7 protein-coding genes are annotated in these 11,323 nt (G+C 62.4%); 3 read left to right on the forward strand and 4 right to left on the reverse strand.

What is annotated here, in order from left to right; genetic code table 11:
- Positions 1–323, forward strand: a 323-nt coding sequence (locus tag DOD19_RS27740; protein WP_239498020.1) for a hypothetical protein, incomplete at its 5' end; no start/stop codon positions are given.
- Positions 324–441: 118 nt separating this feature from the next.
- Here DOD19_RS27740 and DOD19_RS16260 read toward each other — a convergent pair.
- Together DOD19_RS16260 and DOD19_RS16265 are read right to left on the reverse strand one after the other, a co-directional pair.
- Positions 442–768 (reverse strand): hypothetical protein, encoded by a 327-nt coding sequence (locus tag DOD19_RS16260; RefSeq protein ID WP_024977264.1) that lies wholly within the window; start codon positions 766–768, stop codon positions 442–444.
- Positions 769–994: 226 nt separating this feature from the next.
- Positions 995–4,036, reverse strand: a complete 3,042-nt coding sequence (locus tag DOD19_RS16265; protein WP_112186613.1) for an ESPR-type extended signal peptide-containing protein — start codon at positions 4,034–4,036, stop codon at positions 995–997.
- A gap of 515 nt (positions 4,037–4,551) precedes the next feature.
- On the opposite strand from DOD19_RS16265, the gene DOD19_RS16270 reads away from it, so the two are divergent.
- Positions 4,552–6,672, forward strand: a complete 2,121-nt coding sequence (locus tag DOD19_RS16270; RefSeq protein ID WP_112186615.1) for a UvrD-helicase domain-containing protein — start codon at positions 4,552–4,554, stop codon at positions 6,670–6,672.
- 85 nt (positions 6,673–6,757) lie between these two features.
- On the opposite strand, the gene DOD19_RS16275 is transcribed toward DOD19_RS16270, so the two are convergent.
- Entirely contained in the window at positions 6,758–7,846 is a 1,089-nt protein-coding gene (locus tag DOD19_RS16275; protein WP_112186617.1) for an ABC transporter substrate-binding protein, read from the reverse strand.
- A 254-nt stretch (positions 7,847–8,100) separates the two neighbouring features.
- On the opposite strand from DOD19_RS16275, the gene hemN reads away from it, so the two are divergent.
- On the forward strand, positions 8,101–9,585 hold the full coding sequence (gene hemN / locus DOD19_RS16280) for an oxygen-independent coproporphyrinogen III oxidase (RefSeq protein WP_112186620.1): 1,485 nt from the start codon (positions 8,101–8,103) through the stop codon (positions 9,583–9,585).
- 24 nt (positions 9,586–9,609) lie between these two features.
- On the opposite strand, the gene pyk is transcribed toward hemN, so the two are convergent.
- Positions 9,610–11,088 (reverse strand): pyruvate kinase, encoded by a 1,479-nt coding sequence (gene pyk, locus DOD19_RS16285; protein ID WP_024977269.1) that lies wholly within the window; start codon positions 11,086–11,088, stop codon positions 9,610–9,612.
- Between the last annotated feature and the right edge of the window lie 235 nt (positions 11,089–11,323).

The following is an 11,323-nucleotide window of genomic DNA, read 5'->3' on the forward strand; positions in this document are numbered from 1 at the left end:
CCTTGCCGTGTACGGCGGGCACGCTCTCCCGGATGGATGAGCGGAATTTACGGAAGGGGGATGGGATTGTCAATTGGGGGGCGGCGGCTTTTTGGAGGAGGGCTGGCTTGATGCTTTCGGTCCATCCCTCGTTTCATCCCCTGCCGGGGCTGACTCACTTTTCTTTGTCTTGCCAAAGAAAAGTAAGCAAAAGAAAGGCGCGCCCGAGATGGCGACTTCCCCTTGAATTTATGTCGCAGAGAGGGGAAGGGAAAAACTCGCTGCGCTCAGACAGTTTCCCTTCCTTTTTCCTCTCTGCAACAGAAATTCAAGGCGCCATCTAGGGCAGGTACGTCAAAGGCCAAAGACCAAAGACAACGGCCACAGCTTCGGGGCGCTGGCGAGATCGCCAAGCCCCAAGGGTGTGGCCGGAGTGCGGGTGTTGGTTGGTCTTGCTGTGACTTACTTGCCAATCTGGCGGCTGACCTGGTTTTCCTGCTGGTTCAGCGTGCGCTGCTCCTGCTTGGTGATGGCACCGCCATTCTGAGCCGCCATGTCGCGCTCTTCCTGGCGAATCTGATGATCTTCCCGGTGCAGCTGGCGCGCTTGGCCCTTGGTGATCTCGCCTTCCTTCACTTCGTTGTGGATGCGCTTGTTCTGGTTAGCGAGGCGGTGGTTGACCTCGGCGCGGCGCGGGTGGTCTTTTTGCCACTGCGTCTGGGCGAAGGCGCCGGTGGTGGCGGACAGGGCGACGGCGGTAACGGCCAGGGCTTTGACGATACGGTTCATGGTGGTTTCTCCGGTGGGCGGCCGACTGATTCAGCCGCTGTCCTGCCTATAACGAACCGCGTTGCCGACGCGCTTACGGTCTTCGTGTAACCACACGTAAGCCGTGTAACGCGGCGCAGAAGGCCGGGGGGCGCAAACGAATGTGGTGCTGGCGCGTGCATTCAGGTAAGCGGACGCGCCCGTGAAGTGCGCGTCCGCTTACCTTCAGCCGCTCAACGTGGTTGACTTACCAGCCGAAGCCAGCGCCGACCCCAACGTTGTACTCACTGCCGCCTGCCGTGGAGCCGCCGATGGTGACCGTGGCGCGCGAGCCGATCTTGCGCTGGTAGCCGATCGCGAGTGCTGCCTGGCCGCGGTACACCCCGGTGCCGATGGCCATGCGGTTATCGGTTTGCAGGCCGGCAGCGCTGGCCATCATGGTCGACATGGCGGCACTCATTGCACCCACGCGATTGACCTTGGTGTCGACCTGATTGACTTGGTTCTGCACGTTCCCCAGACCTTGTTGCACATCGGCCACCTTGTTGTCCACGCGATCGAGCTGTGCCTTGTTAACGGCGTCCGTAGCTTGCGTGCCTTCTGCAACGTTGGTGATGGAGCGCTCGTTGCCAACGGAGCCGACCGACACGCTGTTGGCGCGATCGGCCACCGAGTGAGCACCCACTGCGACAGCATTGTCTGCCGACGCGACGGCATTGGCACCGGTCGCCGTGGAATTTGCACCGCTGGCAACGGCGTTGGCGCCCGATGCTGTGGAGTAGTTGCCGGTTGCTGCGGCTTCCTCCTTCGTTGCCGGGTCACCGCTGCCGCCGCTACCGACAAACCGAGGATTTTCCGCGCCGCCGCCATCGCTCGTGGCACCCTCCAGCTTGTTGACGCGGCCGTCGAGGTTCGCGAGCGCATCACCCACGTTGTTATGCACGGTCTTGTCCGTGAACGAATACATCGGGGGCGTCCACACACCGTTGTTGAACCCGGCACCGCCGCCCAAGGCGCTGCCAACACTGTTGAGCTGGCTGAAGTTCACAGCGTCGTTGTCAGCCACGCCATTTGCTACGTTGCTCAGCTTCACCGCATCGCCACCCTTGTTCAGCGTCACGCTAGATTTGGTGGCATCGTCGTACACGACCACGTTTGCGATGGTGCCGTCGTCGCGGACCAGACCGGTGTTCTTGAGCTGGCGTACGTTCACGGCATCGGTGTCGTCCGTACCTTCGGCCACGTTCTTGACCTGCACCGGCCCCGTGCCTGCGCCCTGGAGCGTCACGCTTGTGCCGCCTGCGTCGTATTGCACGGAATTGCTGGCCAAGCTGGCCGCGTTATCGGCCACGGACTTGACGTCATTGAGTTGGCCACCGTTGACGGCATCCTTGCTATCGGCTTCCACCTTACCGTCGGCGACGTTACCCAGTTGTACCGCCGCACTGCCCTTGTTCAGCGTCACGCTAGATTTGGTGGCATCGTCGTACACGACCACGTTTGCGATGCTGCCGTCGTCGCGGACCAGACCGGTGTTCTTGAGCTGGCGTACGTTCACGGCATCGGTGTCGTCCGTACCTTCGGCCACGTTCTTGGCCTGCACCGGCCCCGTGCCCGCGCCCTGGAGCGTCACGCTCGTGCCGCCTGCGTCGTATTGCACCGAATTGCTGGCCACGCTGGCCGCGTTATCGGCGACGGCCTCGACGTCATTGAGTTGGCTACCGTTGACGGCATCCTTGCTATCGGCTTCCACCTTACCGTCGGCGTCGTTACTCAGTTGTACCGCCGCACTGCTCTTGTTAGGCGTTATGTTAGATTTGGTGGCATCGTCGTACACGAGCGCGTTTGCGATGCTGCCGTCGTCGCGGACCAGGCCGGTGTTCTTGAGCTGGCGTACGTTGACGGCATCGGTGTCGTCCGTACCTTCGGCCACGTTCTTGGCCTGCACCGGCCCCGTGCCCGCGCCCTGGAGCGTCACGCTCGTGCCGCCTGCGTCGTATTGCACCGAATTGCTGGCCACGCTGGCCGCGTTATCGGCGACGGCCTCGACGTCATTGAGTTGGCTACCGTTGACGGCATCCTTGCTATCGGCTTCCACCTTACCGTCGGCGTCGTTACTCAGTTGTACCGCCGCACTGCTCTTGTTAGGCGTTATGTTAGATTTGGTGGCATCGTCGTACACGAGCGCGTTTGCGATGCTGCCGTCGTCGCGGACCAGGCCGGTGTTCTTGAGCTGGCGTACGTTGACGGCATCGGTGTCGTCCGTACCTTCGGCCACGTTCTTGACCTGCACCGGCCCCGTGCCTGCGCCCTGGAGCGTCACGCTTGTGCCGCCTGCGTCGTATTGCACCGAATTGCTGGCCAAGCTGGCCGCGTTATCGGCGACGGACTTGACGTCATTGAGTTGGCCACCGTTGACAGCGTCCTTGCTATCGGCTTCCACCTTACCGTCGGCGACGTTACCCAGTTGCACCGCATCGCCACCCTTGTTCAGCGTCACGCTGGATTTGGTGGCATCGTCATAGATGACGGCGTTGCCGACGCTGCCGTCGTTGCCGATCAGGCCGGCGTTCTTGAGCTGCTGGACGTTCACGGCATCGGTGTCTGCCGTACCAGCGGTGACGTTGGTCAGCTTGCGCGTGATGGCGTTGCCGTCCACGTCCTTGCCGGCGAAGTTCACAGCATCACCATCGGTGTCTTTCGCTACGCTGATCTCAGTGCCAGCCCCAGCCTGCTGGACCATGCCGGCCGTGCCGTTGGTGAGGTTGGTGATGTTGTTGGCGTTGGTGACGATACTGGCAGCATTACCCTTGATACGATCGTCCAGATTGCCGAGCGCGCCGCCCACGGTTGAGTACGTCGTGCTTCCCATGCTGTCCGCACCCAGTGTGTAGGTCGGCGCAACAACGGCACCCGTCACGCTATTGAGGCGAGCACCGCCACCGAGTGCGGTAAGCGCATCGTTGAGCTGATTGACGGTCACGGCATCGGTTGTGCCGATACCATTTTGAACACCCGTCAGGCGACGGTTTTGTCCCGCCAAGTTAGTGAAATTGACCGAACCACCGGTCACGCCGCGGCCAATATTGATCGGCCCTCCAGCGTCCGGCTGCTCGATCAGCGTTTGCGCCATCGCCCCAGGCGCAGAAAGCAATACCGTGCCCGCGATCAGCGCAGAAACCGCAGCCCGCACAACAGGACGGCCCTTGCCACGCCCACGCGCGATTTCCGAAACTGCCATCCATACGCCAATCGCTTTGTTGAAAACGACGCGATATGCCTTGTTCATGTCAATTACCCTGCGAAATAAGAAACGGAATCCGGTACTGATCCGTGCCGCGGATCAGCCGGCGCAGAGTCTGTAGAAATCAAGGGGCAAGTTCTGTTGATTTTCGTGCGCATCGCAATAAGCGATGGAATCCGCAAGATCAGAAAATTCCTACATCAAGGCGTACGGCCGATGCTAGACCGCTGGTTTTGATGACATAAAGATGCCCATTGCCACCACAAGAAATTACAGATGTCAGCCAATTCTTAGTTTTGAATTTGACAACCATCAATCAGTGGATTCCAAAATCTGGTAGCGACCTCGCTGTGCCGCGCAAAAGGAAATGCGTCAAAAACGTGGTTTAAAAAACGACTCCATCGGAAACTGCGAGCCTAAAAATCGACAAAAAAATAAAAAAACGGAGGCGAGGCCCCTGGGCACCCGCCGCCGTGCCGACGGCGGGAACCATCGGATCGCACGTGCTACCATCGCCTTCCGCTGTACGTTCCCGCCTGCTTTTTCTTCTGCCTCTTCCCATGTCTTCCGGTCTCGCCCACGGGCTCAATGCTGCCCAATCCGAAGGTGTGCATTACCTCGACGGCCCATGCCTGGTGCTGGCCGGGGCGGGCTCAGGCAAGACGCGCGTGATTACGCAGAAGATTGCGCACCTGATCCTCGACAAGGGCTTCGAACCGAGGCACATCGCTGCCGTTACGTTCACCAACAAGGCCGCCAAGGAAATGCAGGAGCGCGTGGCCAAGCTGATGGACGGCAAGACACGCGAAGACGGCAAGCGCATTCCCATCAAGCAGTTGACGGTGTGTACGTTCCACTCGCTCGGTGTGCAGATCCTGCGGGCCGAGGCCGAGCACGTGGGCCTCAAGCCGCGCTTCTCGATCATGGATTCGGACGACTGCTTCGGGATGATCCAGGAGCAACTGGCGACCACCGACAAGCAACTGATCCGCCGTGTGCAGAGCACGATCTCGCTGTGGAAGAACGGTCTCGTCGACCCGGACACCGCGATTGCCGAGGCGCTCGCCAACAACAACGTCGATGACCATCAGGCGGCGCTCGTCTACCGCAATTACGTTGCGACGCTGCACGCATATCAGGCCGTGGATTTTGACGATCTGATTCGTATTCCTGCCGAGCTGTTCGCGCGCAATGAAGAGGTGCGGCTGAAGTGGCAGAACCGCCTGCGCTACTTCCTTGTCGACGAATACCAGGACACCAACGCCTGCCAGTACCAGTTGCTGAAGCTCCTGGCGGGTGGCTCACACCTGCGTGCGCCGGCCTTCACGGCGGTGGGCGACGACGATCAGGCCATCTACGGCTGGCGCGGCGCCACGCTCGACAACCTCAAGCTGTTGCAGACGGATTTCCCGAACCTGAAGGTCATCAAGCTGGAGCAGAACTACCGCTCCACCGTGCGCATCCTGAACGCGGCCAACGCCGTGATCGCGCAGAACCCGAAGCTGTTCGAGAAGACGCTGTGGAGCGAGCACGGCATGGGCGACGCGATCAACGTGACCAGCGCCAATGACGAAGAGCACGAAGCCGAGAGCGTGGTCTTCAAGCTCTCTGCCCACAAGTTCGAGCGCCGCGCGCAGTTTCGGGATTACGCGATCCTGTATCGCGGCAACTTCCAGGCACGCCTGTTTGAGCAGATCCTGCGCCGCGAGCGCATTCCGTATGTGCTCTCGGGCGGCCAGAGCTTTTTCGACAAGGCCGAGATCAAGGACCTGTGTGCCTACCTGCGGCTGATTGCCAATGCTGATGACGATCCTGCGTTCATCCGCGCCATCACCACGCCCAAGCGCGGCGTGGGCAACGCGACGCTGGAAGTGCTGGGTTCGTTTGCGGGACAGGCGAAGGTGTCGCTGTTCGAAGCGGCGATGATGGGCGGCATCGAAGCCCAACTGGCGCCGCGCCAGCTCGAGCCTCTACGGGTGTTTTGCGAGTTCATCGTGCGGCTGTCGGACCGCGCCGCCAAGGAGCCCGCCGCCACGCTGCTCGACGAGATGATGGAAGGCATCCATTACGAGGCCTACCTGTATGACACCTACGACGAGCGCCAGGCCCAGAACAAGTGGACCAACGTGCTGGAGTTTCTCGACTGGCTCAAGCGCAAGGGCACCAAGCCCGAGAAAGACGACGACGAAGAGGCCACCGGTTTCGACAATGCCGATGGCCTGATGGACGCCGGCAAAAACCTGCTGGAGCTCACGCAGACCATCGCGCTGATCAGCATGCTCGAAGGCAAGGAAGAGGACCCGGATGCTGTGCGCCTGTCAACGCTGCATGCGAGCAAGGGGCTCGAATATCCGCACGTGTTCCTGGTGGGCGTGGAAGAGGGCATCCTGCCGCACTGCCGCGAAGACGATGATCTGACCGACGAGAAGATCGAAGAAGAGCGGCGGTTGATGTATGTGGGCATCACGCGGGCGCAGCGCAGTCTGCATATCAGCTGGTGCAAGAAGCGCAAGCGTGCGCGGGAGACGGTGGTGTGTGAGCCGTCGCGCTATATCGCGGAGATGAAGCTTGGCGAAGACGCGGGGCCGACACCGGAGGACACCATGCCGGCGATGTCGCCGAAGGATCGGCTCGGGGCGTTGAAGGGGTTGCTGGCGGCGAAGAAACCTGTGGCTTCGTGATTGATTTTTTTGTTCTTTGTTTGTGGTGCATCCCTTGCTTCATCCCCTGCCGGGGCTGAAACAGAAGCAGACCACCAAGTCCCAATCAATTCCCCGCCCCCTGAATGTAATTCAGATCAACAAACTCACTCCCCCGATTCCCACGCGTGAAATCAAGCGTGAATCCGCCCACATCAACGCGGGTCTGCAATGCACGCCGCAGTTCTGCACCGGCAACCTTGCCACCGCTGGCATTCATCGACTGAATCAAATACACCGCAGCGATATACCCCGACAGCGTTGCAGCAGAAGGCGGCTCATCCAAAAACTGCTTCATCCGCGCCATATGCTCGCGCGCGACCTTGGTGGCGCCGCTGGCCGGGTTCGGCACCGTCTGTGCGAGCAGCATGCCGCCGCTGTACCCCGCGCCCAGGATTTCCCGCGCCACTTGTGGGTTGACCGACGATAGCCCGACGAGAAAGCCGTACCACCCCTGCTGCGCCAGCGCACGCCCAACGGTGGCGTAGGTCAGCGTATCGCCGGCGATGATCACTGCCGTGGGTTTTGTCAGTGCAATACGGGCAGCAAGTTCCGCCGGGTCTCCGGTGAGCGTGTAAAGGTCCAGCGTCTCCCCAGTGCTCCCCTTGGCTAACGTGCCTCGCAGACGCGCACCAAGCTGCGGATCAAAGCCTGCTGCAGTGACGAGCGCAATCCGCCGCATCCCGAACTGCCGCAGCCGGTTATGCGCAGCGACGATCTCGTGGTCGTAATCGGGGCGGATGAACAGGACGTTGTCAGACGCGGATGTCGCGCCCGAGAGCGGGGCGAGCAGCGGCACGTTGCGCCGTGCGATCTCGGCAGACGCGGCCAGCGCGGGCAGCAGGCGTTCGCTTACGCCAAAGAGCACTTCCACATGGTCGCGATCGATCATGTCGACGGCCTGCGGTACGGCTTCACCAAGCGCAGCTTCGCGCCGGACGAGGCTGATGCGCCGGCCCTTGATGCCGCCGTTCTGGTTGGCCGCATCGAATGCAACCTTGGCGCCGGCCATGAAGTCGCGCGCGTAGTCGGCTTGGTCTGCGCCGCGTTCGACCAGTTGGCCGACGACAAAAGACGTACCCTGCGCATGCACCGCCAGCGTCACGGCCGCGCAGGCCAGCGCACATGCGCCGCGGCGTGCCAGTCTCTGCCACATGGTGTTTCCCCCAAAAAATCGAGTCGACGACCTGCGCTGTTGTGTTGTTGTGACGGCCAGCGTATGGCTGGCGACGCGGCCATGGTGCCGATTGTCGATGTTAGGGGGTAGAACGTGACAGATCGGTGAAGTTGGGTCCCTCCCGGCGGAGGGGGCGATGCGTTTGAACGGGCGGTGACTGACGTTGACACACATCAACGCGACACCCGCACCGCAGTTTTAGGATGAACCATCGCCCCCACAACAATCGCCCCATGTTTCCGTTCGCCAAGCCGGCCGACGATCCGTCCGCCGCAAATGACACCGCCTTCCGCTGGTCGGCGCCGCAGGTGCGCGAGCTCGCGCAGCGCTTTGATACGCACGGCCCGCGCTACACGTCGTACCCGACGGCAGACCGCTTTCACAACAAATTTGGTAACGCCGATTACCTCGACGCCTTGCACCGCCGCGCGGCGATTGCGCCCGCGCTGCATGCGCCGCTGTCGCTGTACATGCACCTGCCGTTCTGCGCGAACCTTTGCTACTACTGCGGCTGCAACAAGGTCATCACCAAGGATCGCTCGCGCAGCGCACGCTACGTTGAAACCCTCGCCCGCGAGATGGCGATGGTGGCCAACCAGATTGGCCCCCTGCGCCGCGTGACGCAGTTGCATTGGGGTGGCGGCACGCCCACTTTCCTCGCGCACGACGAAATGCGCGCCGTGATGGCCGCCTCGCGTGAGCATTTCGATCTGGCCAACGATGGCGAGATTTCCGTCGAACTCGACCCACGCCACGCCGACGACGCCACGCTTGAAGTCCTGGCCGAAATCGGGTTCAACCGTGCAAGCCTCGGCATTCAAGACTTTGACCCCGATGTCCAGCGCGCGGTCCACCGCATCCAGAGCGTGGAAGAGACACGCCGCGTGGTCGACACGGCGCGCCGGCTGGGCTTCGAGTCGATCAGCTTCGACCTGATCTACGGCTTGCCGTATCAGCGCACGGAAACCTTCAACGCCACGCTGGATCGTGTGCTGGAGATGGCGCCTGATCGGCTGTCCGTCTACAGCTATGCGCACCTGCCGCATCTGTTCAAGGCGCAGCGCCGCATCGACATGCTCACGCTGCCGACCGCAGACGAAAAACTCGATTTGCTGGCGATGACGGTGGAGCGCCTCGTTGCCGAGGGCTATGTCTACATTGGCATGGACCACTTCGCGCGGCCTGACGATGCACTCGCCATCGCGCAGCGCGAAGGGCGGCTACAGCGCAATTTCCAGGGCTATTCGACGCACGCCGATTGCGACATGCTGGCCTTTGGCGTGTCCGCCATCAGCCGCGTGGGTGATGTGTATGCGCAGAACGAGAAGGATCTCGACGCCTATTACGCACGTATCGACGCCGGCGAACTTGCCGTGCTGCGCGGCATGTCGCTCACGCCGGACGACCACGTGCGCCGCGCGCTGATTGGCGAGTTGATGTGCGGGTTCGAATTGAACATGCGCGCATTCGGTGCGCGCCACGGGTTGGACTTCAAGCGCAGCTTTGCGGACGAGCTGCAGGCGCTGGCACCCCTGGAGGAAGCCGGGCTGGTGAAGGTAGGGGACGAGCGTATCGTCATCACGCCGCAAGGGCGGCTGCTCGTACGCCGCATCGCCATGGTGTTCGATTCGCACCTGCGTGAGGCAGGCACGGAGCGCGCGGTGGAAGCCGAGGGCAAGCCCGTCACCTTCGTCCCGCGCTACTCCAAAGTGGTCTGATCCGCCTACTGGCCCGACGTCACGTCAGACCGTTACCGGTTCGGGCTGCAGTGCAGTGGTTTGCGTCTGCGCACTGACCAGCGTCTGCGGCCAGATTTCCGCCAGGCGCAGCAGGTTGGTTGAACCGGCCTGGCCGAACGGCATGCCCGCCGTGATGGCGATCTGGTCGCCCGACACGGCAAAGCCTTCACGCGCAGCGGCACGGCACGCTGCATCCACCATTTCGTCGACGTTGCTCACATCGGGGCTGACCGTGCTGTGCACGCCCCACGTGATCGCCAGACGGCGCGCCGTATCCAGGCGCGGCGTGATGCTCACGATGGGCGCGAGCGGCCGCTCGCGCGCGGCGCGCAGGCTGGTCTGACCGCTGGACGTGTAGGTGACGGTGGCCACTGCGCCCAGGATGTGCGTGACGTCGCGCAGGGCCGCGCAGATGGCGTCCTGGCGCGTGGGCAGCGGCGGTTGATGCTGCGCGTCGATCAGGTTGCGGTACAGCGGGTCGCGCTCGGTCTCGGCAATGATGCGGTTCATGATGCTGACCGCAGCCACCGGATGCTTGCCGCTGGCCGACTCGGCCGACAGCATCACGGCATCGGTGCCGTCATACACGGCGCTGGCCACGTCAGACGCTTCGGCACGCGTCGGCACTGGCGCCTCAATCATCGATTCCAGCATCTGCGTGGCCACGACCACCGGCTTGCCGTGGTGGCGCGCCATGCGCAGGATGCGCTTCTGCACGCCAGGCACGCGCTCGGGCGGCAGTTCCACGCCCAGGTCGCCGCGCGCCACCATCAGGGCATCGGACGCCTGCACGATGTCTTCCAGATGCAGCAGCGCTGCGGGCTTCTCGATCTTGGAGAGCAGGCCGGCGCGGTCGCCAATGATCTCGCGCGCGGCGATCACGTCTTCGGCGCGCTGCACGAATGACAGTGCGATCCAATCGACGCCCAGCGACAGGGCGAAGTCCAGGTCGCGCAGGTCTTTCTCTGTGAGCGCCGGAATGGGGATCACCGCATCCGGCACGTTCACGCCCTTGCGGTCCGACAGCGGCCCGCCATCGACCACGCGCGTGACGATGACCGTCGGATCGGCGGCTTCCACCTCCAGGCGGATCTTGCCGTCGTCGAGCAACAGCGATTGTCCTGGCGCGGCAGCCGCATACAGCTCAGGGTGCGGCAGGTGCACGCGGGTGACATCACCCGGCGTCGGGTCGCGGTCGAGCACAAAGCGATCGCCGTTCTTGAGCACGACACGGCCATCGGCGAACGTGCCGATGCGCAGCTTCGGGCCTTGCATGTCAGCGAGGATGCCAATCGGGCGGCCGGTCTCTGCCTCCACCGCGCGCACGGTGTCGTAGCGCTTGCGGTGGTCTTCGTGCGAGCCGTGGCTGAAGTTCAAGCGAAAGACGTCTGCGCCGGCGTCGAACAGTGCGCGGATGGTGTCTTTGTCGCTGCTGGCGGGGCCGAGGGTGGCTAGGATTTTGGTGTTGCGGAAGCGGCGCATTTTGGTGTTTCCGGTGGGGTTGTTGTTTGAACCTTGGTGGTTCATCTCCCTTTCACCCCCTGCCGGGGGCGACTCACTTTCTTTGTCTTGCCAAAGAAAGTAAGCAAAGAAAGGCGCGCCCGAGATGGCGACCCCTTCCTTGAATTTGTGTAACCGGGCGGAGACGGGGAAAACTCGCTGCGCTCAGACAGTTCCCCGTCTTTGTTCCGCCCGCTTACACAAATTCAAGGCGCCA

The sequence above is a fragment of the Ralstonia sp. GX3-BWBA genome (genome assembly GCF_003290055.1).
GTDB classification, from domain to species: Bacteria; Pseudomonadota; Gammaproteobacteria; order Burkholderiales; family Burkholderiaceae; genus Ralstonia; species Ralstonia holmesii.

What these genes read in the sequence shown, in the direction of transcription:
- hemN (WP_112186620.1), top strand. Translation starts at nt 8,101, where the DNA reads ATGTTTCCGTTCGCCAAGCCGGCCGACGATCCGTCCGCCGCAAATGAC.
- DOD19_RS16275 (WP_112186617.1), bottom strand. Translation starts at nt 7,846, where the DNA reads ATGTGGCAGAGACTGGCACGCCGCGGCGCATGTGCGCTGGCCTGCGCG.
- DOD19_RS16260 (WP_024977264.1), bottom strand. Translation starts at nt 768, where the DNA reads ATGAACCGTATCGTCAAAGCCCTGGCCGTTACCGCCGTCGCCCTGTCC.
- DOD19_RS16270 (WP_112186615.1), top strand. Translation starts at nt 4,552, where the DNA reads ATGTCTTCCGGTCTCGCCCACGGGCTCAATGCTGCCCAATCCGAAGGT.
- pyk (WP_024977269.1), bottom strand. Translation starts at nt 11,088, where the DNA reads ATGCGCCGCTTCCGCAACACCAAAATCCTAGCCACCCTCGGCCCCGCC.
- DOD19_RS16265 (WP_112186613.1), bottom strand. Translation starts at nt 4,036, where the DNA reads ATGAACAAGGCATATCGCGTCGTTTTCAACAAAGCGATTGGCGTATGG.